This is a genomic window from Aeromonas sp. Lyrl_2 (assembly GCF_051948815.1).
Lineage (GTDB): Bacteria > Pseudomonadota > Gammaproteobacteria > Enterobacterales > Aeromonadaceae > Aeromonas > Aeromonas veronii.
The window spans coordinates 1-25,078 of the sequence record NZ_JAYJLJ010000001.1 but is presented as its reverse complement, the minus strand read 5'-3'; the positions used below and the strand labels follow the sequence as shown (position 1 = coordinate 25,078).

At 59.5% G+C, this 25,078-nt stretch carries 20 protein-coding genes; 10 read left to right on the top strand and 10 right to left on the bottom strand.

The window, feature by feature from the left end; translation table 11 throughout:
* Window positions 1-41: 41 nt before the first annotated feature.
* Together VF684_RS00100 and metK are read right to left on the bottom strand one after the other, a co-directional pair.
* On the bottom strand, window positions 42-569 hold the full coding sequence (locus tag VF684_RS00100; protein ID WP_376898862.1) for a SprT family zinc-dependent metalloprotease: 528 nt from the start codon (window positions 567-569) through the stop codon (window positions 42-44).
* Between the two features lie 68 nt (window positions 570-637).
* On the bottom strand, window positions 638-1,789 hold the full coding sequence (gene metK, locus VF684_RS00095; protein ID WP_033116068.1) for a methionine adenosyltransferase: 1,152 nt from the start codon (window positions 1,787-1,789) through the stop codon (window positions 638-640).
* 349 nt (window positions 1,790-2,138) lie between these two features.
* Between metK and tkt the strand changes: the two genes are divergently transcribed.
* Window positions 2,139-4,130, top strand: coding sequence for a transketolase (tkt, locus tag VF684_RS00090; protein WP_376898860.1), 1,992 nt, complete (start codon window positions 2,139-2,141; stop codon window positions 4,128-4,130).
* Between the two features lie 225 nt (window positions 4,131-4,355).
* Window positions 4,356-4,928, top strand: a complete 573-nt coding sequence (locus VF684_RS00085; protein WP_440173423.1) for a hypothetical protein — start codon at window positions 4,356-4,358, stop codon at window positions 4,926-4,928.
* A 179-nt stretch (window positions 4,929-5,107) separates the two neighbouring features.
* On the opposite strand, the gene VF684_RS00080 is transcribed toward VF684_RS00085, so the two are convergent.
* Window positions 5,108-6,136 carry an NAD(P)H-quinone oxidoreductase gene (locus tag VF684_RS00080; RefSeq protein WP_376898856.1) on the bottom strand — a complete coding sequence of 343 codons (1,029 nt, stop codon included), beginning with the start codon at window positions 6,134-6,136 and terminating at the stop codon, window positions 5,108-5,110.
* Between the two features lie 135 nt (window positions 6,137-6,271).
* On the opposite strand from VF684_RS00080, the gene VF684_RS00075 reads away from it, so the two are divergent.
* From VF684_RS00075 to VF684_RS00065, 3 genes are all read left to right on the top strand, one after another.
* Window positions 6,272-7,144, top strand: coding sequence for a LysR family transcriptional regulator (locus tag VF684_RS00075; RefSeq protein ID WP_042055160.1), 873 nt, complete (start codon window positions 6,272-6,274; stop codon window positions 7,142-7,144).
* A 145-nt stretch (window positions 7,145-7,289) separates the two neighbouring features.
* On the top strand, window positions 7,290-8,153 hold the full coding sequence (gene hchA / locus VF684_RS00070) for a glyoxalase III HchA (protein ID WP_376898854.1): 864 nt from the start codon (window positions 7,290-7,292) through the stop codon (window positions 8,151-8,153).
* Complete coding sequence (locus VF684_RS00065; protein ID WP_376898852.1) at window positions 8,150-8,815, top strand: PA1136 family autoinducer-binding transcriptional regulator; 666 nt, start codon at window positions 8,150-8,152, stop codon at window positions 8,813-8,815. Before hchA ends, VF684_RS00065 begins: the two co-directional genes overlap by 4 nt.
* 128 nt (window positions 8,816-8,943) lie before the next feature.
* On the opposite strand, the gene VF684_RS00060 is transcribed toward VF684_RS00065, so the two are convergent.
* Entirely contained in the window at window positions 8,944-10,209 is a 1,266-nt protein-coding gene (locus VF684_RS00060) for a RidA family protein (protein ID WP_376898850.1), read from the bottom strand.
* A gap of 1,175 nt (window positions 10,210-11,384) precedes the next feature.
* On the opposite strand from VF684_RS00060, the gene VF684_RS00055 reads away from it, so the two are divergent.
* Window positions 11,385-12,257 (top strand): hypothetical protein, encoded by an 873-nt coding sequence (locus VF684_RS00055; RefSeq protein WP_213386747.1) that lies wholly within the window; start codon window positions 11,385-11,387, stop codon window positions 12,255-12,257.
* A gap of 22 nt (window positions 12,258-12,279) precedes the next feature.
* On the opposite strand, the gene VF684_RS00050 is transcribed toward VF684_RS00055, so the two are convergent.
* Window positions 12,280-13,401 (bottom strand): anhydro-N-acetylmuramic acid kinase, encoded by a 1,122-nt coding sequence (locus VF684_RS00050; RefSeq protein ID WP_139440051.1) that lies wholly within the window; start codon window positions 13,399-13,401, stop codon window positions 12,280-12,282.
* A gap of 312 nt (window positions 13,402-13,713) precedes the next feature.
* The gene (locus VF684_RS00045) at window positions 13,714-15,039 is read right to left on the bottom strand and encodes a peptidoglycan DD-metalloendopeptidase family protein (protein WP_376898848.1); all 1,326 of its coding nucleotides are present in this window, start codon (window positions 15,037-15,039) and stop codon (window positions 13,714-13,716) included.
* Between the two features lie 109 nt (window positions 15,040-15,148).
* On the opposite strand from VF684_RS00045, the gene tyrS reads away from it, so the two are divergent.
* Window positions 15,149-16,348 (top strand): tyrosine--tRNA ligase, encoded by a 1,200-nt coding sequence (tyrS, locus tag VF684_RS00040; RefSeq protein ID WP_376898847.1) that lies wholly within the window; start codon window positions 15,149-15,151, stop codon window positions 16,346-16,348.
* Between the two features lie 42 nt (window positions 16,349-16,390).
* Here the strand turns inward: tyrS and VF684_RS00035 are convergent, their stop codons facing one another.
* The gene (locus VF684_RS00035) at window positions 16,391-17,326 is read right to left on the bottom strand and encodes a LysR family transcriptional regulator (RefSeq protein ID WP_113738965.1); all 936 of its coding nucleotides are present in this window, start codon (window positions 17,324-17,326) and stop codon (window positions 16,391-16,393) included.
* 108 nt (window positions 17,327-17,434) lie between these two features.
* On the opposite strand from VF684_RS00035, the gene budA reads away from it, so the two are divergent.
* Window positions 17,435-18,229: an acetolactate decarboxylase gene (gene budA / locus VF684_RS00030; RefSeq protein WP_005338506.1), complete on the top strand. Its 795-nt coding sequence runs from the start codon at window positions 17,435-17,437 to the stop codon at window positions 18,227-18,229.
* An 18-nt stretch (window positions 18,230-18,247) separates the two neighbouring features.
* Window positions 18,248-19,918 (top strand): acetolactate synthase AlsS, encoded by a 1,671-nt coding sequence (gene alsS, locus VF684_RS00025; RefSeq protein ID WP_005338504.1) that lies wholly within the window; start codon window positions 18,248-18,250, stop codon window positions 19,916-19,918.
* A 113-nt stretch (window positions 19,919-20,031) separates the two neighbouring features.
* Here the strand turns inward: alsS and VF684_RS00020 are convergent, their stop codons facing one another.
* Window positions 20,032-21,444 carry an MATE family efflux transporter gene (locus tag VF684_RS00020; RefSeq protein ID WP_139440054.1) on the bottom strand — a complete coding sequence of 471 codons (1,413 nt, stop codon included), beginning with the start codon at window positions 21,442-21,444 and terminating at the stop codon, window positions 20,032-20,034.
* Between the two features lie 73 nt (window positions 21,445-21,517).
* Window positions 21,518-22,456, bottom strand: a complete 939-nt coding sequence (locus tag VF684_RS00015; protein ID WP_058057374.1) for a LysR family transcriptional regulator — start codon at window positions 22,454-22,456, stop codon at window positions 21,518-21,520.
* 498 nt (window positions 22,457-22,954) lie between these two features.
* Here VF684_RS00015 and VF684_RS00010 point away from each other — a divergent pair, with 498 nt between their 5' ends.
* Window positions 22,955-24,247: an HAAAP family serine/threonine permease gene (locus tag VF684_RS00010; protein WP_005338498.1), complete on the top strand. Its 1,293-nt coding sequence runs from the start codon at window positions 22,955-22,957 to the stop codon at window positions 24,245-24,247.
* Between the two features lie 75 nt (window positions 24,248-24,322).
* Here the strand turns inward: VF684_RS00010 and VF684_RS00005 are convergent, their stop codons facing one another.
* On the bottom strand, window positions 24,323-25,042 hold the full coding sequence (locus VF684_RS00005) for a substrate-binding periplasmic protein (protein ID WP_088869933.1): 720 nt from the start codon (window positions 25,040-25,042) through the stop codon (window positions 24,323-24,325).
* Window positions 25,043-25,078: the final 36 nt, after the last annotated feature.

The window sequence follows — 25,078 nt, the reverse complement described above, 5'->3', positions numbered from 1 at the left end:
GATGGCGGGCACCCTACCACAGGGGCGCGACACAAGCTGGCTTACTGCTCTGGCTCCGGCCGTTCCCGCTCCAGCGGCTGCTTGCAGCGGCGGCAGTGGTAGCGGGCCTCGCCGCGCACCACCTTGTTGTGGCGGCGTATCGACAGTAGATGCTGCTGGCAGAGGCAGCGATAGGGCACGGTCGGCTCGGCCAATACCGCCAGATCGAAGCTGTGGGTGGTTCTGGGCTCAAGGCCGAATACCTCCCGCATCACCGATTGCCACTGGCGGCCGTGGGGCAAGACCCGGCTTTTGCCGCGACCTTCACCCCACAGGGCGTGAACCAGCAGATGGGCCACCTCGTGGGGCACCACCTCATCCAGAAACGCCTGCTGGTTGGCCTGATAGAGGGCGGGATTGAAGCGCAGCTCCCAGGTTTGCAGCCGCGCCGATCCCGCCGCCCGGCCCCGCATATTGCAGTAGATCCGTGGGCGGGGGAAGGTGCGGCCAAGGCGCGCCTCGGCCTGCACAAAGCAGGCTTCTACGCGTTGTTGCAGTAGGGCGACAAGCTGGGCAGGAGTGGCAGACATCAACATCTCGTCAGATAGCGGATAAGCAAAAGGGGAGCCAGGCTCCCCTTTTATCACAACCGTGAACCTTACAGGCCAGCAGCAGAGCGCAGCAGCTCGGCTTTGTCGGTCTGCTCCCACGGGAACTCGTTGCGACCGAAGTGACCGTAGGCAGCGGTAGCCTGGTAGATCGGGCGCTTCAGATCCAGCATCTGGATCAGGCCGTACGGGCGCAGTTCGAAGTGCTCGCGTACCAGCTTGACCAGCAGATCCTCGGCGACTTTGGCGGTACCGAAGGTTTCCACGCTGATGGAGGTCGGCTCGGCCACGCCGATGGCGTAGGAGATCTGGATTTCACAGCGATCGGCCAGACCGGCGGCAACGATGTTTTTGGCAACGTAGCGGGCGGCGTAGGCAGCAGAACGGTCAACCTTGGAAGGATCCTTACCGGAGAAGGCGCCACCACCGTGACGGGCCATGCCGCCGTAGGTGTCGACGATGATCTTGCGACCGGTCAGACCGCAGTCACCCATCGGGCCGCCGATAACGAAACGGCCGGTCGGGTTGATGAAGTATTTGGTGTCCTTGTTGACCCACTCGGCCGGCAGCACCGGCTTGATGATCTCTTCACGTACCGCTTCAACCAGATCTTTGTGGCTGATGGATTCAGCGTGCTGGGTAGACAGAACCACGGCATCCACACCGATGATCTTGCCTGCGTCGTCGTAGGCGAAGGTCAGCTGGCTCTTGGCATCCGGACGCAGCCACGGCAGGGTGCCGTTCTTGCGCACTTCAGCCTGACGCTTCACCAGCAGGTGAGAGTAGGTGATGGGGGCTGGCATCAGCACGTCGGTTTCGTTGGTGGCGTAGCCGAACATCAGGCCCTGGTCGCCAGCGCCCTGCTCCAGCGGATCGCTGCGGTCAACGCCCTGGTTGATATCCGGGGACTGCTTGCCGATGGCGTTCAGCACGGCGCAGGAGTCAGCGTCGAAGCCCATGTCGGAGTGGGTGTAGCCGATTTCACGTACGGTATCACGCACGATCTCTTCGATATCAACCCAGGCAGAGGTGGTTACTTCGCCGGCCACCATGACCATACCGGTCTTGACCAGGGTCTCACAGGCAACGCGTGCCTTGGTATCTTGCTTGAGGATGGCGTCCAGTACCGCATCGGAGATCTGGTCCGCAATCTTGTCGGGATGGCCTTCGGAGACCGACTCGGAAGTAAACAGCTTTGCCATGATAAGAGTCTCAGCTTGTCTGGGTTATCGCCACAGCAATAACCGGATGAATGGGATGGTGTAGAGGTATCTACATCTGGACGTCTATTTTAATTAGCGCCCCCCCCGATTGCCAGCACTATTTTGTCGCGCAGTGTCCAATGGGTCACAAGCGGTGCTCTCCTATCCCGAAAGGGATGGAAGTCAAACGTTTTTCTCTGGTTGCTTTGGTCAATAGAGGGCAAGAAAAGCGATTGTCCTCCCAAAGCCACTTTATTCATCCAGATAATATTTGCACGCCGCGCGCCCTGCTGGGACAATAACGCGCCTTAATCTTGGCCATCAAATGAAGCAATCGCAGGAGATTCAGATGCCTTCTCGTAAAGAGCTTGCCAATGCCATTCGTGCATTGAGTATGGATGCCGTTCAAAAAGCCAACTCCGGTCACCCGGGCGCCCCCATGGGAATGGCGGATATCGCCGAAGTGCTGTGGCGTAGCCACCTCAGACATAACCCGAACAACCCCAAGTGGGCCGACCGCGACCGTTTCATTCTCTCCAACGGCCACGGCTCCATGCTGCTGTACTCCCTGCTGCACCTCTCCGGTTATGACCTCTCCATCGACGATCTGAAAAACTTCCGCCAGCTGCACTCTCGCACCCCGGGTCACCCGGAGTACGGTTACGCGCCGGGCGTTGAAACCACCACTGGCCCGCTGGGTCAGGGCATCACCAACGCCGTGGGTATGGCGATCGCCGAGAAGGCCATGGCTGACCAGTTCAACCAGCCGGGTCACGACATCGTTGACCACTACACCTACGCCTTCATGGGCGACGGCTGCCTGATGGAAGGTATCTCCCACGAGGCTTGCTCTCTGGCCGGTACCCTGCAACTGGGCAAACTGATCGCGTTCTGGGATGACAACGGCATCTCCATCGACGGTCACGTAGAAGGCTGGTTCACCGACGACACCGTCAAGCGCTTCGAAGCCTACGGCTGGCACGTTATCCCGGCTGTTGACGGCCACAACTCGGAAGCGATCAACGCTGCCATCGAAGCCGCCAAGGCCGAGACCGGCAAGCCGACCCTGATCTGCTGCCGCACCATCATCGGTTACGGTTCCCCGAACAAATCCGGTTCTCACGACTGCCACGGTTCACCGCTGGGCAACGACGAGATCGCCGCTGCTCGCGCGTTCCTGAAGTGGGACCACGCTCCGTTCGTTATCCCGGCCGACATCGCTGCCGAGTGGAACGGTCAGGAGAAGGGCGCCAAACTGGAAGCCGACTGGGCTGCCAAGTTCGCCGCCTATGAAGCCGCTCACCCGACTCTGGCTGCCGAATTCAAGCGCCGCACCGCAGGCGACTTGCCGGCCAACTGGGCAGCTGAATCTGCCAAGATCATCGAAACCCTGCAAGCCAACCCGGCCAAGATCGCAACCCGTAAAGCGTCCCAAAACGCACTGGAAGCGTTCGGCAAGCTGCTGCCGGAATTCATGGGTGGCTCCGCTGACCTGGCGCCGTCCAACCTGACCATGTGGTCCGGTTCCAAGTCCCTGACCAACGACGACGCCTCCGGCAACTACATCCACTACGGTGTCCGCGAGTTCGGCATGTCCGCCATCATGAACGGTATCGCCCTGCACGGTGGTTTCATCCCCTACGGCGCCACCTTCCTGATGTTCATGGAGTATGCCCGCAACGCACTGCGCATGGCCGCCCTGATGAAGCAGCGTTCCATCTTCGTTTACACCCACGACTCCATCGGTCTGGGTGAAGATGGCCCGACTCACCAGCCGGTTGAGCAGATCGCCTCCCTGCGTCTGACTCCGAACATGAGCACCTGGCGTCCGTGTGACCAGGTTGAATCTGCCATCGCCTGGAAACACGCCATCGAGCGTACCGACGGCCCGACCTCTCTGATCTTCTCTCGTCAGAACCTGGCCCAGATGGATCGTACCGCCCAGCAGCTGGCCGACACCGCCAAGGGTGGCTACGTGCTGAAGGATTGCGCCGGTACTCCGGAGCTGATCCTGATCGCCACCGGTTCCGAAGTGGAACTGGCCGTTGCCGCCTATGAGCAGCTGACTGCCAAGGGCCGTGCCGTGCGCGTGGTCTCTCTGCCGTCTACCGACGTGTTTGACGCCCAGTCTGCCGAGTACAAGGAGTCCGTCCTGCCGGCCTCCGTCACCAAGCGTGTGGCCATCGAAGCCGGCATCGCCGACTACTGGTACAAGTACGTGGGCTTTGGCGGCAAGATCATCGGTATGACCACCTTCGGTGAGTCTGCTCCGGCCGAGCTGCTGTTCAAGGAATTTGGCTTTACCGTGGAAAACGTGGTTGCGACCGCAGAATCCCTGTAATAGCTGACCATTGGGCCACTCTGGCCCAATAGCCGGAAAATAAAACGCCCTCCATCGCAAGATGGTGGGCGTTTTTTCTATCTTTGGTTTCAAACAGCAAAGGTCAATTTAAAGGCTTATATTTTCGTGCCTAACATTCCCAAAGTTGGCTTCATTCGATACGCTATAGCCACTAAAAGTAATGGTTTAGCGATATGTCGGTTTTGTATGGGAGAGGGTTTATTAATGAAAAAATTTTTCCAAGTAACTATAGGGTTTATTTTGTTAGCGGTTCTCTTTTTGGGTATCTATATATTAGTTAGCAAAGTTTGGACTGTTTTTCAGGCTATAAATCCGACTCTCGCTGCAGGTATTATTGCTGCATCGGCAACTATTTTTGTTTCTGTCGCTACGGTTATGCTCTCAAAAAGACAAGAGCAAAAAGTAGAAATTGCTGCTCAGCTAAGGCAGAAAAAGGTTCCAGTATATGAAAAAATCATAGAGTTTATTTTCCTTATAACATTTGCAGCAAAGCTTGGAAAAAATGCTCCAACTGAAAGTGAAACAATACAGTTTTTTGCTGATACAACAAGAGATCTCGTTATTTGGGGCTCTCATGATATGGTAAAAGCATTTGGAGATTTTCGTGAGGCCATGATGTCTATTCCTAGCGATGGCGACTATCGCCATATTCTAGCCTCTGTAGAAGATCTGCTTTTCGCAGTTAGAAAAGATCTTGGACATAATAGCAGAGTAAAACGAGGTGACATATTGAGGCTTTATATAAACGACTTGCCAGATTATTTTTCTAAGGTGTAATTTCCTATCTGAAAAGGAAGTTTATTTCGATGCCATAAAAATAATGTCCCTTCCTGTTACCAAAATAGAGACCGGCATATAGCCGGTCTCTATTTATTGCAACCCTTACACCTGCGGCGGGGTGCTTTCCGCGTTGGACATCACCGCATCCACCTCGGCCTGCTCCACTATGGGCTTTATCAATCTGACGATAACGGTGCCATGGTTAATACCAGCTTGCCGATATGACGGCCTGAATCCAGCAAATGGTGGGCGGCGGCGGCCTCATCCAGTGGGAAGGTCTGGTAAACCTGCGGTTTGATCTCGCCGCGTTCGATAAATGGCCAGACATGAGTTTGCAGCTGGGCAATCAGCTCGGCTTTTTCCTGCGGAGTCCGCGAGCGCAGGGTAGAGCCGATATGGGTCAGTCGCTTTTGCAGCATGGGAAACAGATCCAGATTGGGGGCGGCGCCCGCAATTATGCCGATCTGGACTATGCGACCATTGATGGCCGCCGCCGCATAGTTGCGCGCGACATACTCCCCGCCAATGATATCGAGAATGATGTCGGCGCCATGGCCATCGGTGGCGGCATGCACGGCCTCGACAAAATCCTCCTCCTTGTAGAGCACGGCCACATCCGCGCCCAGCTTGATGCTGGCGGCCTGCTGCTCGGGTGAGCCGACCGTGGTGATGATTTTTGCGGCGCCAAATGCCTTGGCCAGCATGGTGGCGGTCGTGCCGATGCCGGAGGCGCCGCCATGAATCAAGATGATGTCGCCTTTTTTAAACTGGCCCCGTTCAAACATATTTGACCAGACCGTCATAAAGGTTTCCGGCAGTGCCGCGGCTTCGACAAAGCTCAATCCGGGCGGCAGGGGCAGGACATTGCTCTGGTGGGCGACGCTGTACTCGGCATAGCCGCCACCTGAAATCAGCGCGGCGACCTTGTCGCCAATCTTGAGATGGGTCACCTGCTCCCCCTTGGCGACCACGACCCCGGCGACCTCCAGCCCGGGAATATCCGATGCTCCTGCCGGAGGCGGGTAGAGCCCTTTGCGCTGCATCACATCCGGCCCATTGATGCCGGTTGCATAGTGCCGGATCAAGACCTCATCCGGCTTGGGCGCTGGTGTGGCGCGGGTGGTCAGTTGCAAGACATCGGGGCCACCTGGCTGGGTAATCTCTACCGCGCTCATGGTGGCGGGAATGGAATAGGCGTTATGCATCAGCGGCTCCTTGTAACGAGGTGATATGAGGTTCCCCGAGTGGGATGAGCACCAAGATAGTGGAGATTGCTGATGAATAAACGCAGTGTTATCCCTCACCTGTAATGCAAAAATGCATTTCAACCGGGAGTCGTGATGAACTGGGATGATGCGAAAATTTTTCTGGCGTTGCATCGGGAAGGGAGCCTGAGGGGCGCCGCCCGTGTGGTCGGGGTCGATCAGGCCACCATTGGCAGACGGATTGCCGCACTGGAGCATCGTCTGGCGGCCACGCTGTTTCTCCGCACATCCAAAGGGTATGTGCTGACCCATGTCGGGGAGATCGTGCTGGCCAGCGCCCAGCAGATGGAGCTGGCGGCCATTGATTTTGTGCGGGCGGCGCAAGGGGTCGACAACCGTCTGGTTGGGGAGGTCAGCGTGGCGACCACAGACACCCTGGGGATGGATTTCCTGATACCGGCTCTGACCGAGCTGCATCAGCGTTATCCCGATATCAGGGTCATCCTCAATACCTCGACCCAGGTGGTCAATCTGTCTCTGCGGGAAGCGGATATCGCGATCCGGACGGTGAAGCCGGACAATCCCGACCTGATTATTCGCAAGCTGGCCTCCTGGCCGGTCGGGTTGTATGCCTCCGCCGACTATCTGGCTCGCCATGGTATACCCGAAGCGGGCACCGGTTTTGCGGGCCATTCGCTGGTGGTGTATGAGCCCCACTGGCAGAGCGCTCGCTCGCCAATGATGCTCGAAGAGGCGGCCGAGGGGGCCACGGTCGCCGCGGGGGTCAATACCAGCCTGATGCTGCGTCAGGCCCTGCTGATGGGGCTGGGGCTTGGCGAGGTGGCGGTTCCGCTCGCTGAGCAAGCCGGGTTGGTGCGGGTCTGGCCCGAGCGGCAGTTACAACAATCCTACGATGTGTGGCTGGTGACCCATCAGGATGTGCAGCATGCCGCGCGGGTCAGAGCGGTCATGGATGCCATCGTCAGGGCATTTGCAGCGATGGCCTAAGTCTGGCGGGCGTTCTGTTCAGGTTTTGTCGCAGCACGGTCACATCCCTTGCCATAGTCATGGCGGTTGAGGGAAAACCCTCATTTACTTGGTCTCTGACAGTTAATACTGTGAGACCGAGTCCACCACTACTGGAGCCTGACCCATGACCGATATGCTTGTTGACGATAAACAACCGACCCCGGATCCGGCAGAGCAGAATGCCTTCTTCCCGTCGCCCTACTCCCTGAGCCAGTTCACCTCGCGCAAATCTGACCTTGCCGGGGCTGACTATCCCGCTCCCTATCGGGAGGGGCGCTGGAAGATCCTGCTGATCGGTGCCGATGAGCGTTATCTGCCCACCGACAACGGCACCCTGTTTTCCACCGGCAACCATCCGGTCGAAACCCTGTTGCCCATGTATCACCTCGACAAGGCGGGCTTTGCCTTTGATGTGGCCACCCTCTCCGGCAATCCGCTCAAGTTCGAGTGGTGGGCCATGCCCGGCGAAGACGAAGAGGTACTGGGGCTCTATGCCAAATATCAGGCGCAGTTCCGCCAACCGGCCAAGCTGGCCGAGCTGCTGAAAGAGGCGCTGGCCGCCGACTCGGACTATATCGGCGTCTTTATTCCCGGCGGGCACGGCGCCCTGATGGGGTTGCCGGAGAGTGCCGAGGTGAAAGCGCTGCTGGAGTGGGCGATGGCCAACGATCGCTTCATCATCTCCCTCTGTCACGGGCCTGCTGCGCTGCTGGCGGTGGCCAATCCAGAGACCTTCGCGGGCTACAAGATCTGCGCTTTCCCCGACGAGCTGGATGCCCAGACCCCGGCAATTGGCTATATGCCGGGCCACCTCACCTGGAAGTTTGGCGAGAAGCTTAAAGAGATAGGTTTTGAGATCGTCAACAACGGCATCTCCGGGGAGGTGTGTCGGGATCGCAATCTGCTGACCGGTGACAGCCCGCTGGCGGGCAATAACCTCGGCAAGCTGGCCGCCACCACCTTGCTGGAGGCGGTTGCCAAGCGATGAGGTTGTCGTCATCGCCAGCGAATGCGTTGCAGGTCGCGGTGGCGCTGGAAGGGTGCCAGCGGCTTGAGGAGATCCAGCAACTGGTGCGCGCCTTCGCCACCCCGCTGGGATATCACCGCTTTGCGCTCTTCTCCATCAGTGCCAGCGAGGAGGGGGTGGTCGAGCACCTCTACTGGCTGGAGGGGGAGCGGCTGGAGAGTGGCGAGGCGGTCGACCTGCATACCTATATGCGCGAGTGCCCGATGGCGATGCATATCAGGGAGCGAGACCAGCCCTTCTTCTGGAGCAAAACGGTTGGCGCCGTTGGCGAGCAGTACCGTATCGTTCGCCAGCCTGAGGGGCCTGGCCGACATGGCTTGCAGGTTCCCGTCTATGGGCCGTTGGGACTGGAAGGGGCGATGAGCTTTGGCGGCGATCAGATCGATGCCAGTGCCCACACTCGGGTTGGCCTTGCGCTGATCGCGGCGGCGGCTTTTCATGCAGCTCGTCGGCTGATGGAGATGCCGGTAGCGGGTCACGAGCGTGGCCTCACTGGGCGCGAGCGCGAAGTGCTGGAGTGGGTCTCCCGGGGTTGGCGCCATGCCGATATCGCCACCACCCTGAAGCTCTCGGTGCGCACGGTCGAGAACCATCTGCGCAGTGCCCGCCGTCGACTCGGTTAGCCACCACGGCAGAGGCGGTCAGAGTGGCGATCAGGAACCGCGATATTGAGGGCTGAGGGGCTACCCCTTTGTCTGGCATGTAAAAAGAGACCGGCATATAGCCGGTCTCTTTTTTATTTCCGCAACCTTTACGCCTGCGGCGGGGTGCTTTCCGCGTTGGACATCACCGCATCCATTTGCACCAGGGCGCCAGCGGGCAGCTCGCTCACGCCAATCACGGTGCGGGCAGGCAGATAACCCGGGAAGTATTTGGTGTAGACGGCGTTGACCGCATCCAGATCCGCGATATTGGCGAGCTGGATATTGACCTTGACGATATCGTCCATCACATGGCCGATGCTCTCCACAATCGCCTTGATATTGCTCAGGCACTGGGCGGTCTGCTCCTTGATGCAGCCAGCCAGGATCTTGCCGGTTGCGGGGTCAATCGGCAGTTGGGCAGAGAGATGGTTGTAGTGGGAGAAGGCGACGGTCTGTGTGTGCAAGGGGCTGCGCGGTGCCTTGTCGGTATTGCGGGCACGGATCACCAGATTGTGACGGTCTTCCACCAGTTGTGGCGGGGTGCCGTCACCGTGGGAGATGACCGCATCCATCTGCACCCGTGCCCCCATGGGCAGAGCGGCGGCACTGACTACCGAGCGGGCGGGCAGATAGGCCACGGCGCGGGCGATGGCGGAGTCGGGGAAGAAGGTGGTGTAGACCTCGTTGACGGCCTCCAGATCTGCCAGATCGGTCAGATAGACGGTGACCTTGACGATATCGTCAAACGGCACGTCGATGCTCTCCAGCACCGCCTTGATATTGCGCAGGCACTGGCCCGCCTGCTCCTTGATGCCACCGGCAACCAGCTGGCCAGAGGCCGCATCGACCGGCAGCTGGGCGCCGATATTGTTGTAGTGGGAGAAGGCCACGGTGTGGGTGGAGAACGGATTGTGCGGCGCCTTGTCACTGTTGCGGGCGAGCTTCACCAGCGGGCAGGGGGCTTGCGGGAAGGTGCCTTCGCCGTTGGAGATGATGGCATCGATCTGCACCAGCGCGCCCAGCGGCAGGGCGGCGACGGCGAGGGTGGTGCGGGTCGGCAGATAGCCCGGGAAGAATTCGCGATAGACGGCGTTGACCGCCTCCAGATCCGCCATCTCTTTCAGGAAGATGGTCGCTTTCACCATATCGTCCATCACATGGCCGATGCTCTCGATGATCGCCTTGAGGTTGCTCAGGCACTGTCTGGCCTGCGCGGTGACATCGCCACTCACCATCTTGCCGGTGGCGGGATCGACCGGCAGCTGGGCGGAGATATTGTTGTAATGAGAAAACGCCACCGTTTGGGTGCTGGGGCCCAGGTCCTGGGGTGCATGGAGGGTATTTCTTGCCGACTTGATGATGGTGCCACTCATAGATATGCCTCTTTTTAATATTTGTTGTTCATTCAGGTACAGGTTTACCCCATCTTGTTGTGCGCCACGGCCACTGCGCCAGCGGCGGCATCCCCGGTTATTATTTGTGATCCACTCAATTACTGAGAGGAATAAGGGAGAAGAGGACAGGGTAGATATTTCAGACGCTGCGATTCTATGAGTGGCTATCAGAGGTTGCAAACCGCTGATTGCATTTCTATGAGATGGCTCAATGGGCGCAAATTTAATCATACTGCTATTCAATGCACCCGAAATAGGAGCCAATTTGTGCGCAAATGGTGCCGAACCGGCGGACAGCCTTGCCCTGACTGGGTTTGCTCTCCCCCTCTTCGGGATATTGGCGTGTGAATAAAGGGTTAATATTATGCGCCGATGTGCAAATAATGCATATTATGGTGCATGAATATCTGTTTTCAGATTTTTTAAGGGGCTATGAAAATTCCCGTTAATATGCATATCCACCTTATTAAAGATACCTCTGGAATATAATTCACGGCTTTTGCATTCCTCTCTGTTAATGATTATTCCGGCATACTCGATGATGCCTTGCTGGCAGCCGGGATCTGTTATTAACGCCATAAAATTCTATGCCATGAATTTGCACGGCGGATCTGCTCCTGCTGCACAGGAGTGGGGAGCATGGCGTTGGCGTTGGCGTTGGCGTGACGGTGTGCGGGAGCTGTGGTGCTGGATGAGAGGTGGCGTTGGATGAGGGGCGGTGGTGGCAATCCGCTTATCTTCACGCCGGTTGCATCCTCCGATGGGTGGGGTTGCCCCGCGTCATAGGTTTTTCCACTTTTTTGCGGCTTTGTCTGATCTCCCTCTTATCTGTGGCTGGTTGTGATGATTGGGATGGTTTTTAGGGCTCGGGAACAGCTCAGGTGATTTCGCAGGAATAAAGCTCAATATGCTGTTTTTAAAGGGAAATGCGTCGAAAAATGGATTTATCGACCGCTTCTTATGGTTTCTTGATGAAACTGTTAATTAGTGGCGTGATTGCGAGTCAGGTCGCTTTTTTCAATCGCTATTAATCGTATGATTAATAAGGTAATCAAGGAGCCCTGACGGAGAGCATCGATGCACCGGCAGGCCATTGCCCAGGATTGGCAAGCGAGATCGCATCGCGATCATCATTACCTGACTGTGGAGGATTTATGCTGGGTTTCGTTCTGGGCGATATGTATTGTCAAACATCTGGGCAGCGGTTACCTCCTCGCCTGGGAAAGAGCTTTCCCATTCCTGCCGATTACCGACTGCGCGGCCGGGTATCCGCCGCCATCATGACCATCGAGAGCCTGCTCGATACCCCTTATCCGCAAAAGCAGTTTCGTGATCTGGTCTTTGGCGCCTTTATCGAGCGCCAGCGTCGGCTGTTTGGCGAACATGTGATTGTGGCCCGCATGGAAGAGGAGGAGGGGCTGGAGCTGTCGATTGATCTCTCGTTTGTCAGCACCGCCGTACCTGTGGGCCTGCTGGCCATCTCTGAAGAGCTGGCTCTCGCCACGGCGCCGCGTCCCAAGAAGAGCCATCCCCACTACGAGGCGCTGTGCAAGGCGATCGACTGCATGGTGATGCTGATGTTTTATGGCAAGGTGATCCGCCAGCGGAATACGGTGTTGGAAAATATCGGCCATCAGTTTGGTTATCAACCCGCGGCGACCCTGACGGCGCGGGTTGGCAAGGGTGGGGAGGATGATTACGACGCCTTCATGGTCAATATCATGACCTGTATTGCCCACTCCAACTCGCTCAAGGAGGCGCTGGAGAACGCCAGCCGGATGGGAATTCAGGAGCCCGCTTTCTTCTGCATCGTCGGGGCGATTGCCAGCACCCTGTGGGGCGTTCCCAGACAGTGGGCGTATCAAGCCTCACAGCTGATCCATCGCTCCCACCACCACTACATCCAGAATCTGCTTCGCTGTGAAACCCGTGCCGGGCGGCGCCATATCAATCTGGAGCCGCCAAAGCCCCCGCTGTTTGCACCGATCCGGCAACAGGTTGTGCGTCTGTTCAAGGGGGCACACTGATCCGCAGCCCCCTTGTCATCACTTAGGCGGGATAAAGCGCCCCCAGCACAGCCGGACGGCTGGCACCGGTGACGGCGGGCAGGTTGCCCGGCTTGCGGTGAACAAAGCACATGGCCAGCCAGGCAAAGGCAGCGCCTTCCACCCAGTCGGGGGCAAGGCCCAGCTCGGCGGTGCTGGCGATGCGCCATGCGGGCAGCAGGCTGGCCAACTCCTTCAGCAAGGGGGCGTTATGGGCACCGCCGCCGCAGACAAACAGCTCGGCTTTCGGCTGGCTGGTACCGACTGATTCGGGCCGGGCGGGCAGTTGGTGGGCGATGCTGTGGCAGGTGAGCGCCTGCAGAGTGCGCTGCACATCCACGGGGGTGTATGAAGTACCTGCCAGCTCCCCATCGAGCCAATCGAGGGTAAACATCTCCCGTCCGGTGCTCTTGGGGGCGGGGGCGGCGAAGTAGGGGTGAGCCAGCAGTTTCTCCAGCAGGGCCGGGATTGGTTTGCCACTGGCGGCCCATTTGCCACCGGCGTCATAGCTGCCGTCGTGGGGCTGATGGCGGCGATACCAGCCATCGAGCAGGGTGTTGGCCGGGCCGGTATCAAAACCATAGACGCCGCCCGGATTGCCCGGCAGCACCGAGATATTGGCGATGCCGCCGAGGTTCAGTACCACCCGCAGGGCGCCGGGTTTGGCAAACAGCGCTTGATGGAAGGCGGGCACTAGCGGCGCCCCCTGACCGCCGAGGGCCATATCCATGGTGCGAAAATCGGCGATAACGTCGATGCCGGTCAGGGCGGCCAGCAGGGCGGCGTTGCCGATCTGCAGGGTAAACCCGAGCTGGGGGCGATGGCGGATGGTTTGGCCGTGACTGCCGATGGCGCGAATATCTTTGGGCTCGAGCTTCGCCTTGGCCAGCAGCGCGTGGGTGGCGGCGGCAAACTCTCGCGCCACCAGATTATCGGCCACCCCCATGCGGTCGATTTCGTTGTCGCCCGGGGTGCAGAGGGCATGCAGCGTGCGGGCGGTCTCTTGCGGCCAGGGGTGACAAAGCGCCGCTTCGACCCGCAGTTCATCCCCGGCGATCATCACCAGCACGGCATCAATGCCGTCCATGCTGGTTCCCGACATCAGACCGATATAGCGTTCAGCCATGTGTCTCCTTACATTGCTGCTTGAAAATGCGGTGTGCAGAGAGGGTGAAGAGGGGAACAGCTTTCATCCCATGCCACATGGCGTGATCTTTGACATCAGACCGATATAACGCTCAACCATGGGGCATCCTCAATGCGGACCGGAAAAAGAGTGAGAGAGACAGGATAGATAAACCCTTACGCCCGTGCCACATGCCGCTCCCAGTGTTCCATCTCATCTTACGCTTGAGAGTGGACTCATTTCAATCTGGCTGCCTAGTGCGGGTTCAATAAAAGGGGCTGGCAGGGCCTTCACCCTGCCAGCCCTGATGGCTTAGTTGCCGCGACCATCCCGCTTGTTCTGGGCCAGCTGCAGCGCGGGGTTATCGAGCTTGGCCAGTTGTGGCATCGCCAGCTTTTTGAAGTTGGCCAGCTCGCGTCCACTCAGGGTCTCTGCCTGTGGCAGGGTGAGGGTGCGCGGGTTCTTGTGAATGCCGCCCACCACGAATTCGTAGTGCAGGTGCGGGCCGGTGACGCGGCCGGTGCCACCCAGAGTGCCGATGGTCTGGCCCTGCTTCACCCGCTGCCCCTTGTTGACGGTGCGCTTGGAGAGGTGCAGGTACTTGGTCACATAGTTGCCAGCATGCTTGATAAAGACGTAGTTGCCGTTGAACTGGTTGTAACCGGCGGCCACCACGCTGCCTGAGCCCGCCGCCATGATGGGGGTGCCCACCGGCGCCACATAGTCGATGCCGTTGTGGGGGCGGATCTTGCCGGTCACCGGATGGAGGCGGCGCGGGTTGAAGTTGGAGCTGATGTATTTGAAGTTGACCGGCGCGCGCAGGAAGCTCTTGCGCATCGCTTTGCCTTCCGGGGTGTAGTAGTTGCCATCTTCATTGAGCACGGCGCGGTAGGCGGTGCCCTGGTTGACGAACTCCGCCGCCAGAATATCGCCGGAGGCGACCCGCTCGTCGTCGCGGAACTTGTCTTCATAGACCACCCGGAAGCTGTCCCCCGGCTGCAAGTCCTGGGCAAAGTCGATGTCCCAGCCGAAGATGGTGGCCAAGTCCATGATCTGATCTTCGGTCATCCCCGCATCCACCGCGGCGCCCCAGAAGCTGGAGCGGATCTCGCCTTTGCTCACCTGTTCGCGGGTGTCGAGGGCGATTTTGACGTTGCGGGCGACAAAGGTCTCCTCCTTGCGGCTCACCTTGAGCGCCTGCTCCAGACTGTGGGGGTAATAGAGGCTGTGTAGCTCGCCGTTCTCGGTGAGCTTGAAGGTGAGTTCCTGCCCAGGTTGCAGCATCCGCAGGGGATCGCTGCCCTCGAGCTGGTCGATCAGGTGCAGATCCGTGGTGCTCAGGCCAATGCGCTGGAAGATTACCCCCATGTTGTCGCCACGGCGTACCTTCACCTGCTTGGTGATGTAGCGCGGCTTGGGCGGGGTAACGGGCTGGGCGGCTTCGGCCGTCAGCTCGTCGTTCAGCGCGTTGTCGTTAGCCGGTTCCCGCAGGGCAATTTCGTTGCCGTTTTCATCGACCCGTATTGCTACTGCCTGTTCGCTGGGCCAGGCAGCCAGCATCATGATCATGATGCTCAAGATCAGCACCATCTTGCGGTGCCAGTGGGGGAGTGCGTTGAAGGCGTGCCAAATAACCATGAGAAGCAGATGAAGTCGGGCAGAATGGACGGATTTTACAGCCTTTCCAATTGGCCCGCCATTCCAGTAATATGTTTGGCCCTGTGAAATCGTGATGGAGAGTCAAAAAATGTCCCAGCTCGAGGTGGCGCTAGCCGAGATCAAGCGCGGAGCGGAAGAAATTCTGGTTGAAGAAGAACTTGTCGCCAAGTTGAAGGAAGGGCGCCCGCTGCGCATCAAGTTGGGCATGGACCCGACCGCCCCCGACATTCACCTGGGTCATACCGTGATCCTCAACAAGCTGAAGACCTTCCAGGATCTGGGCCATGAAGTGATCCTGCTGATCGGTGACTTCACTGCCATGGTGGGAGATCCCTCCGGCAAGAACGCCACCCGTCCGCCGCTCTCCGAAGAGGCCATCAAGCACAACGCCCTCACTTATGCCGAGCAGGCGTTCAAGATCCTCGACCCGGCCAAGACCCGCATCGAGTACAACTCGACCTGGCTAAGCGAGCTGGGTGCGACCGGCATGATCAAGCTGGCGGCCAAGCAGACCGTGGCCCGCATGATGGAGCGCGACGACTTCAAAAAGCGCTACACCGGCGGCCAATCCATCGCGATTCACGAATTCCTCTATCCGCTGCTGCAAGGCTATGACTCGGTCGCGCTGAAGGCGGACGTTGAGCTGGGTGGTACCGACCAGAAGTTCAACCTGCTGATGGGCCGAGAGATGCAAAAAGATGCCGGCATGGCGACCCAGTGCGTGCTGATGATGCCGCTGCTGGTGGGTCTGGATGGCGTCAAGAAGATGTCCAAGTCCGCAGGCAACTACATCGGCGTCCACGACGCTTCGGGCGAGATGTTCGGCAAGATCATGTCCATCACCGACGATCTGATGTGGAACTACTACGAGCTGCTCTCCTTCCGTCCGCTGGCTGAAATCGAAGAGTTCAAGGCAGGTATCGCTGCCGGTACTCTCAATCCGCGCGACGTGAAGATCTGGCTGGCCAAAGAGATCATTGCCCGTTATCACGACGAAGCGGCGGCTGAAGCGGCCCATGAAGATTTCACCCAGCGCTTCTCCAAGAACGCCATTCCGGACGAAATGCCGGAAATCGAGCTGGCACTGGAAGGCGAAGGTCTGGCCATTGCCAACCTGCTGAAAGAGGCCGATCTGGTGGCCACCACCTCCGAAGCGCTGCGGATGATCAAGCAGGGCGCGGTCAAGGTGGATGGCGAGAAGCTGGAAGATGGCAAGGCACTCATCGGTGCCGGTACCGCCGTCTATCAGGTCGGCAAGCGCAAGTTTGCCCGAGTGACTGTCAAATAAGCAGTACCGTCAAATAAGCAGTCGCATCAGGCAAGCTGGTCATCAGGCCGGTTCAAGCTTGTTCAACAGGGCCTCCTTCGGGAGGCCTTGTTGTATCTGGGCGGCACGGATCTGGGCGATAAAGTGCCGCAGCACGGCACTGCTTGGGTGTGGCCGTGTTGCCAGACTGATGCTGGTCATCATGCCGTTGCCCTCAATGGGGTGGTAACTGACCCCGAGCGGGCGCAGCGCCGCCACCGAGCTGGGCACCAGGGTTACGCCAAAGCCCGCCTGCACCATGCCGACGGTAGAGATCACCTGCGGGCATTCGGGCCCCAGTATCGGCTCGAACCCCGCCTCCCGGCAGAGACCCACTATTCCGTCATAGAGCCCGGGCCCGATGGCGTGGGGAAACAGAATAAAACTCTCGTCCTTCAGGCTGGCCAGTGACAAGGGGCCCGGCTTGGCTTTGGGGTGGCTGGTCGGCAGGGCGATCAGCAGCGGCTCCTGCTCGATAAGGTGATGGGCAAAGCCCTCGCTACCCCGGCAGGGCAGCCGCAAGATGGCGGCATCCAGCCGATCGTTGCGTAGCGCCTCCACCAGTGCCGGCATGGTGCCCTCCTGCGGGCTGAGGGCTACCTCGGGGTAGCGCTCCCGATAGTCGTGCAGCAGGGTCAGCACCGCGGGGTGGAGCACGGTGGAACCGGCAAAGCCGATCCGCAGTGCCCCCTGCTCGCCCCGGGCAATCCGCTTTACCTTCAGTTTTGCCGCATCGGCCAGCGCCAGGATCTGCGCCGCATCCCGATAGAGGCTCTCGCCCGCCTCGGTCAGTTCGACACTGCGGGTCAAACGGCGCAGCAGAGGGGTGCCCAGGGTCTCCTCCAGCTTGCGGATCTGCTGGCTCAGGGGCGGCTGGGCCATATTGAGTGATTCGGCTGCGCGGGTGAAATTCTGCTTTTCAACAACGGCCATGAAGTAGCGGAGCGTACGAAGTTCCATATCGATTGAGTCTCAAAGTCATGGGATCAGCGTATTGGTGTTGAAATGTGAACCAAGTCACCATTGGATCCGAACGCTAACAGGATTCACGGTGGAGGTGAAACCCGAATGGAACATATTGCAACATCTGACAGTGCCGGGTGCAGCTGTGCCCTCGAAGTGAGCCAGCAGTTTTCCCGCTGGCGCAGGCAGCATGACGGTGGCGAGATCTACCAGAGTTCCCTGATGAGCGCCCTGCTGGCGGGGGTCTACGAAGGGGAGACCACCATGAGCGAGCTGCTGCGCCACGGCGACTTTGGCCTCGGCACCTTCAATCACCTCGATGGCGAGCTGATCGCCTTCGAGCGCCAGATCCACCAGTTGCGCTCCGATGGCTCGGCCCGGCCCGCCCGCGCCGATCAGAAGACCCCCTTTGCGGTGATGACCCATTTTCGCCCCTGTCTGGAGCGTCGCTTCGATCACCCCCTCAGCCGTGACGAGATCCACCAGTGGGTGGATCGGCTGGTGGGATCCGACAACGTCTTCGTCGCCCTGCGCCTCGACGGCCAGTTTGAAACGGCCAAGGTACGAACCGTGCCGCGTCAGGAGCCCCCTTATCGTCCCATGCTGGAAGCCATCGAACAGCAGCCGCTGTTCCGCTTTGCCGCGGTGGCGGGAACTCTGGTGGGCTTTCGCTGCCCGCCGTTCGTGCAGGGAGTTAATGTAGCGGGCTTTCACGAGCACATGATCACCGCCGATCGCAAGGGGGGCGGTCATCTGCTCGACTACACCATGGCCCACGGCACCCTGCGACTTTCTGTGGTGCGTCACCTCAATCTGGCCCTGCCATCGGATCCCGCTTTCCGGCAGGCCGACCTCAACCCCGCCGATCTCGACCGCGCCATTCAGGCCGCCGAAGGCTGATAGACAAGGAGCAATATCATGGAAAACAGACAGTGGAAGTGCGGTGCCGAGCTGGTGGTTCGTCATCTGGAGGCGCAAGGGGTCAAGCAGGTGTTCGGGATCCCGGGGGCCAAGATTGACCGGGTGTTCGATGCGCTGGAGGACTCTCCCATCGAGACCATAGTGGTGCGCCACGAGGCGAACGCCGCCTTTATGGCGGCCGCCGTGGGGCGCCTGACCGGCAAGGCGGGGGTGGCGCTGGTCACCTCGGGCCCCGGCTGCTCCAACCTCATCACCGGGTTGGCGACTGCCACCTCGGAGGGTGACCCCATGGTGGCGCTGGGCGGAGCGGTGCGCCGTGCCGATGGCCTCAAACTCACCCATCAGAGCATGGATACGGTCAACCTCTGCCGTCCGGTCACCAAGTTCAGCGCTCAGGTCAACAGCGGGGCGGCAATTTCGGAAGTGATGGCCAACGCTTTTCGCGCCGCCGAGCTGGGACGGCCGGGGGCGGCGTTTGTCAGCCTGCCGATGGATATCATCAACAAGCCGGTGCAGGGCAATGTGCTGGTGCCCCGCGAGGTGCCGGAGCCGGGCTGCGCCGACGAACAGAATATGGAGCAGGCATTGACCCTGCTGCGCAACGCCCAGAATCCGGTGGTGCTGCTCGGCCTGATGGCGAGCCGGCCGGAGAATGCGGAGGCAGTGCGCGCCTTCCTCGACAAGGCGCGGCTGCCGGTGACCGGTACCTATCAGGCCGCCGGGGTGGTGGACAGCTGCCACTTCGATGACTTTGCCGGACGGGTCGGGCTCTTTAACAACCAACCGGGGGATCAGCTGCTGGCAGGGGCCGATCTGGTGATCTGCATCGGCTACAGCCCCATCGAGTACGACCCCGTGCTGTGGAATGGCGATCGGGAGCGGCGCATCCTCCATATCGACGTGCTGCCAGCCGATATCGACAGCAGCTACTGCCCGACCGCCGAGCTGGTGGGGTCGATCCGCGCCAACCTGTTGCAGCTGACCCGCATCATGGGCAATCCGAAAATCCGTCCCCCCGAGGTGGATCGGCTGCTGCAAGGGGTACGCCAGCAGCGGTTGCGACTGGCAATGCGGGCCGACGATCTGCACGGCAATCCGGTTCACCCCTTGCGTATCGTGCGCGAGCTGCAGGATCTGGTGCGCGACGACATGACCCTCTGCGTCGACATGGGCAGCTTCCACATCTGGATTGCCCGCTACCTCTACAGCTTCCGTGCTCGTCAGGTGTTGATCTCCAACGGTCAGCAGACCATGGGGGTGGCACTGCCGTGGGCCATCGGTGCGGCGCTGGTGCGGCCGGGTGAGAAGGTGATCTCGGTATCGGGTGATGGCAGCTTTATGCAGTCGAGCATGGAGCTGGAGACGGCGGTGCGGCTCAAGAGCAATATCGTCCACATCATCTGGGTTGATAACGGCTACAACATGGTCGCGATGCAGGAGCAGCAGAAGTATTGCCGCACTTCCGGCGTCTCTTTTGGTCCCATCGACTTCAAACGCTATGCCGAATCGTTCGGGGCGGCCGGGTTTGCGGTGCGCTCGGCCGACGAGCTGCGCGCTACCCTGCGGGCCGCGCTGGCGGTGGAGGGGCCTGCGGTGGTGGCGATCCCGGTGGATTACTCCGACAACCCGGGGCTGATGGCCCAGCTCAGGCCAGAAGTATTGGCATAGTGTGGGCCGCGGTGTTGACCTGAATCCTCGTGTAAGAGCAGGCAGACCCGCCCATATAGCAAAAACCGGCATCAGGTGATGCCGGTTTTTATTGCTACGCGGGATGGGTGGCCTTAACGGGCCAGCTGGACGGCGGCGCGTGCGCGGGCCGGTTGTGGGCGGTGTTTGGCTTTTGGCGCGCAGGCCATCTTCAGGCGCAGCCACTCGCGCCACAGCAGCCAGCAGAGCGGCAGGGTGAGCAGCAGCACGGTCGCGGGCTGGGCCATCAGCACCCCATCACGGCCCCACAGTTGCGGCAGCAGGAAGATGAGCGGCAGCAGCAACACGGTTTTGGCGATGGAGATGACCAGCGCCTGACGGGTACGCGCCATGGATTGCAGCAGCACTATGCCGAACATGATGATCCCCTCCAGCGGAATGGCGCCGAGGTTGAGGGTCAGGCTGCTGATGGCGGCGGCCAGCAGTTCGGGATCCTTGTCGCCAGTATAGAGCATGGCGACCTGTCCCGGCAGCAGCTGGATGGTGAGCCACACCAGCATGCCGTAGATAAAGGTGAACTTGAGCCCCATCTCCATCAGGTACTTGAGGTTGCGATGGCGCTTGGCCCCCGCCGCCTTGCTGATGAGCGGCTGAATGCCGAAGGCGAGCCCCTGCAGAATGACGATAAAGACCGCCTCGGTGTAACCGGCCACGGTAAAACCCGCCAGATCCTTCACATTGCCATACACCATCAGCTGGCTGTTGTGCAGCATCAGCAGCAGGCCGAGGTTGAACTGGGCAATCAGGCTCGGCAGACCGGTAAAGAGCAGGTGCGGCATGGCGGGGAGGTTGGGCACCAGATCCCGCCAGCTGAGGCGCAGCCGCGCCCAGGGGGTAAAGAAGTAGCCAAGGCCGATCAGGCTCACCGCACCCTCTGCCATCAGGGTGGCTTGCGCGGTACCGATCAATCCCAGCCCCAGCCGACCCACCATGATGTAGTTGAGGATGATATTGAGCACGGCGCCGCTGCTCACCAGCACCATGGCCAGTTTCGGGCGACCATCGTTGCGCAGCAGATAGGGGACAGCCAGATTGCTGGCCAGCAGCAGGGTACCGCCGCCAATCCAGGTGAGGTAGTCGCTCGCCTGCTTCCAGGTCTCGGTGCCCTGTTCAATCCCCAGCCCCAGCAGGATATCGGTGTGGGTGTAATAGAGCAGCACCGGCGCAACGCCCCCGAGTCCGGCCAGCAGCCAGAGGGCGTTGACCAGCGCCTGACGGGCCAGCGTGTCGTTTTTCGCCCCTTGCTGGAAGGAGATGGCGGTGGCCGCCCCCATGCTGATCATGGCGGCCAGACCGATCAGCACCATGATGACCGGATAGACCAGGTTGATCCCGGCGAGGCCTGCGGCGCCGACATAGTGGCCGACGAAGATGCCGTCGATGAGGTAGTAGGCCCCCGAGACCAGCATGGCAAGAATGGAGGGGAGGGCGTAAGCCCAGAAGCGACGGGTCATGGCCCGTTGCCGCAGTGTTAAATAGGCAGACATATCTGTTCTCTCGGGGAGTTCGATTATCGAACAGCTAGTCTAGATTAATACTTATTTGGTGATAATCAGGGTTTCACTTGATGAATTGCTGAGTATTACTCACTAATCCGGGGTTTTGGTAGTGCGCCTTGAGCATGTCGATCAGGATGCGCAGGCCGCTGCCCAGCTGATGCCGACTGGGATAGAAGAGATAGAAGCCGGCAAAGGTGGGGCACCAGGGCTCCAGCACGGTGAGCAGTTTCCCCTCCGCGACCTTCTGGCTTACCTCCTCTTCCAGACAGTAGGCGAGCCCTAGCCCCGCCTCGGCGGCGCCCAGATAGAGGGCCGGGGTGCTGGTGGTGAGCGGCCCGGTCACTTCAATCTCCAGCATGGTGCCGTCGGCGGCAAAGGCCCAGCGATAGTGGTGGTGCGGGGTGAGGCGATAGCCGATGCAGGCGTGGCGGCTCAGCTCGCTCGGGTGCTCTGGCGCGCCGTGCTCCGCCAGATAGGCCGGGGAGCCCACCACCAGATAGCGCTGGGGCGGGCCGAGGGGGATGCCGATCATCTCCTTGGGCAGCAGATCCCCATAAAAGAGCGCGGCATCGTAACCATCTTCAATCAGCCGGGGCATCAGCTCCTGCTCCACTACCTCCACCTGCATCCGCGGATAACGGGCCAGATAGTCGATGAGCACCGGTGCCAGCAGGCTGTCGATGGCGCCGCGGGGGGCGCAGAGCTTGAGTCGTCCCACCGGTTCATCGCTGTTGCGGGCCAGCTCGCAAAGCGCCTCTTCAAGGGTATTGAGGGTGGGGAGCAGCTGCTTGAGCAACCGCTGGCCCGCTTCGGTCGGCACCACGGCGCGGGTGCTGCGGTTGAGCAGCCGTACTCCCAGACGGGCTTCCAGCCCCTTCAGGCTATGGCTGAGGGCGGAGGCGGAGACCCCGAGTTCGAGGGCGGCCTTGCTGAAACTGCGGTGACGGGCGACGGCGGCAAACACCGCCAGTTCGGCGAGATCGGTACGGGTAATGGTCATCATCAATCAACAAAAAGGCGTGAGTCACAAGGGTACGCCAAGGCCGTGCTGCACACAATCCGCGCTAAATGGGTGGCTTGTTGCAAATATGTAGCTGCTCGCAGGCCATTGATTCCAGTGAAACTAAGTTGAATTGTTAAAAAAAACTCACAATAAGGCGCCTTGAGTGTGATCTTGGTCGTCCGAAAGGCGACCAAAATCAAACTTTGGTTGATTAATTCAAAAAAACGCTGTGATTAATAAGGGCATTTAATTAAAGTCAGCCCATCAAGAGTGGCGCACGTTAATCAGTTGTTAAGTGAGACGGTCGCCGACCCTCAGGGTCAAAATCTCGCACTGTTGTTTGTTGCAATCCTGTTGTCACAAGGAGTGATGGCCAGGTTGCCGGGGGGCGAGAGGTTATTATCAAGGACGGACAGCAGGCGTTCCAGGGAGATGGAACCGGGCCAAGGCCCGACCAAACAAGAATCCCATTTTCCTAGATGACAGGAACAACGTATGTCTGACATGAATATTGCAGCTGATGGTCGTTTAGCCAGCAACACCTCCCGCGGCGTCAACAAGGCCGATGTGGTCTGGATGCTGGGTCTGTACGGTACCGCGATCGGTGCCGGTGTGCTCTTCTTGCCAATCAACGCCGGTGTAGGTGGCCTGTGGCCGCTGGTTGCCATGTTGATCCTGGCGCTGCCGCTGACTTTCTTTGCTCACCGTGGTCTGACCCGCTTCGTGCTGTCCGGCTCTACCCGTGATGGCGACATCACTGAAGTAGTAGAAGAGCACTTCGGCAAGACCGCAGGCAAATTCATCACCCTGCTCTACTTCTTTGCCATCTACCCGATCGTGCTGATGTATTCAGTCGCCATCACCAACACCGTCGAAAGCGTGATTGTTCACCAGCTGGGTATGTCTGCACCTCCCCGTGCCGTTCTGTCACTGGCCCTGATCCTCGGTCTGATGGCGGTTGTTCGTCTGGGCGGCCAGGTTATCGTCAAAGCGATGAGCGTGCTGGTATTCCCGTTCGTGCTCACCCTGATGGGTCTGGCGTTCTACCTGATCCCGCACTGGAACGGTGCCATCATCACTGAAGCTCCGGCCCTGTCCGACGCCTTCAACGGTGACTTCATCAAGACCCTGTGGCTGGCTATCCCGGTAATGGTGTTCTCCTTCAACCACTCCCCGATCATCTCCTCCTTCGCGGTGGACAACAAAGGTCGTTACGGTGAAGGTGCCGAGAAGAAGTGCAGCAACATCCTGCTGGGCGCCCACGTCATGATGGTGATGACCGTTATGTTCTTCGTATTCAGCTGCGTACTGAGCCTCTCCCCGGCTGACTTGGCTGCTGCCAAAGAACAGAACATCTCCATCCTGTCCTACCTGGCCAACCACTTCGATAACCCGGTTATCGGTACTGTGGCTCCGCTGATCGCCATGGTTGCCATCAGCAAATCCTTCCTGGGTCACTACCTGGGTGCGCAAGAAGGCATGAACGGCCTGATGGCCAAGGCGCTGCGCGAGAAGGGCAAGAACGTTGACACCAAGCAACTGAACAAAGTCACTGCCGTGTTCATGATCCTGACCACCTGGGCCATCGCCACCATCAACCCGAGCATCCTCGGCATGATTGAAGACCTGGGCGGCCCGATCATCGCAATGCTGCTGTTCCTGATGCCGATGTACGCCATCACCAAGGTTCCGGCCATGCGCAAATATGCTGGCAACATCAGCAACGGCTTCGTGACCATCATCGGCCTGATCGCCATGTCCGGTATCATCTACAAGCTGATTGCCTGATAACTCCGGTTACCAAGTTGAATGAAGAAGCCGCCTCGCAAGAGGCGGCTTTTTTATGGAGCGGATGCGGCACCGCTACTTCATCAGCTTCTTCACCTCATCGCTGGCCAGCGCCTTGTTGAATTTGTCCCGCGCCTCTTTCCCCTTGGCGGAGTTGGTAAAGCAGACGTGGAGGGATTTGTCCTCGAGGATCTTGCCGTTGAAGCCGAGGTTGGCGGCAACGTCCTTGAGCTGGGGATCGCTTTCCAGCAGATAGGTCATCACATTCTGGTCGATAACCGCCAGATCGAGCCGACCATTGCCCAGTTTCAGCAGGTTTTGGCTGTCCGAGCTGGTGGCGTCGGCCGAGAGCGCCTTGCTGGCCACCTTTTCGTCAAACTCGGTGGTATTCACATAGCCGGTGACGACACCAATTTTCTTGCCCTTGAGGTCATCAAGGGTCTGCCAGGTGACCGGCTGATCGGCTCGCTGGGCAAAGCCGAGAGGGCCGTTACCTATGGGGTCGGAGAAGAGGCAACTGCTCTTGGGGTCGAGATACTCGGGGAAATAACCCAGTACCTCGGGGTTGTTGGTCGCCTCGTCCACGGCCCGTTGCCAGGGATAGAACTTGATGGTCAGCGGGTCGCCAGCCAGGGCAAAGGCTGCGGTCACCACCTGACTGCTCTTGCCCTGCTCAGGGAGGCTTGCGCTGGTGTAAGGGGGCCATTCAAGGCTGGTCAACACCGCCGCCTGAGCGGCCGACATGCCGAACAAGGGAAGAGTGGCCAGGGCGAGGTGCTTCCATTTCAGGCTCATAGAGATAACTCCTTGTGGTCAAACACCCCTTAAAGA

Bases quoted from the DNA above. Each gene is read 5' to 3' on its own strand.
- VF684_RS00100 (WP_376898862.1), bottom strand. From the start codon at position 569: ATGTCTGCCACTCCTGCCCAGCTTGTCGCCCTACTGCAACAACGCGTA.
- metK (WP_033116068.1), bottom strand. From the start codon at position 1,789: ATGGCAAAGCTGTTTACTTCCGAGTCGGTCTCCGAAGGCCATCCCGAC.
- tkt (WP_376898860.1), top strand. From the start codon at position 2,139: ATGCCTTCTCGTAAAGAGCTTGCCAATGCCATTCGTGCATTGAGTATG.
- VF684_RS00085 (WP_440173423.1), top strand. From the start codon at position 4,356: ATGAAAAAATTTTTCCAAGTAACTATAGGGTTTATTTTGTTAGCGGTT.
- VF684_RS00080 (WP_376898856.1), bottom strand. From the start codon at position 6,136: ATGCATAACGCCTATTCCATTCCCGCCACCATGAGCGCGGTAGAGATT.
- VF684_RS00075 (WP_042055160.1), top strand. From the start codon at position 6,272: ATGAACTGGGATGATGCGAAAATTTTTCTGGCGTTGCATCGGGAAGGG.
- hchA (WP_376898854.1), top strand. From the start codon at position 7,290: ATGACCGATATGCTTGTTGACGATAAACAACCGACCCCGGATCCGGCA.
- VF684_RS00065 (WP_376898852.1), top strand. From the start codon at position 8,150: ATGAGGTTGTCGTCATCGCCAGCGAATGCGTTGCAGGTCGCGGTGGCG.
- VF684_RS00060 (WP_376898850.1), bottom strand. From the start codon at position 10,209: ATGAGTGGCACCATCATCAAGTCGGCAAGAAATACCCTCCATGCACCC.
- VF684_RS00055 (WP_213386747.1), top strand. From the start codon at position 11,385: ATGCTGGGTTTCGTTCTGGGCGATATGTATTGTCAAACATCTGGGCAG.
- VF684_RS00050 (WP_139440051.1), bottom strand. From the start codon at position 13,401: ATGGCTGAACGCTATATCGGTCTGATGTCGGGAACCAGCATGGACGGC.
- VF684_RS00045 (WP_376898848.1), bottom strand. From the start codon at position 15,039: ATGGTTATTTGGCACGCCTTCAACGCACTCCCCCACTGGCACCGCAAG.
- tyrS (WP_376898847.1), top strand. From the start codon at position 15,149: ATGTCCCAGCTCGAGGTGGCGCTAGCCGAGATCAAGCGCGGAGCGGAA.
- VF684_RS00035 (WP_113738965.1), bottom strand. From the start codon at position 17,326: ATGGAACTTCGTACGCTCCGCTACTTCATGGCCGTTGTTGAAAAGCAG.
- budA (WP_005338506.1), top strand. From the start codon at position 17,435: ATGGAACATATTGCAACATCTGACAGTGCCGGGTGCAGCTGTGCCCTC.
- alsS (WP_005338504.1), top strand. From the start codon at position 18,248: ATGGAAAACAGACAGTGGAAGTGCGGTGCCGAGCTGGTGGTTCGTCAT.
- VF684_RS00020 (WP_139440054.1), bottom strand. From the start codon at position 21,444: ATGTCTGCCTATTTAACACTGCGGCAACGGGCCATGACCCGTCGCTTC.
- VF684_RS00015 (WP_058057374.1), bottom strand. From the start codon at position 22,456: ATGACCATTACCCGTACCGATCTCGCCGAACTGGCGGTGTTTGCCGCC.
- VF684_RS00010 (WP_005338498.1), top strand. From the start codon at position 22,955: ATGTCTGACATGAATATTGCAGCTGATGGTCGTTTAGCCAGCAACACC.
- VF684_RS00005 (WP_088869933.1), bottom strand. From the start codon at position 25,042: ATGAGCCTGAAATGGAAGCACCTCGCCCTGGCCACTCTTCCCTTGTTC.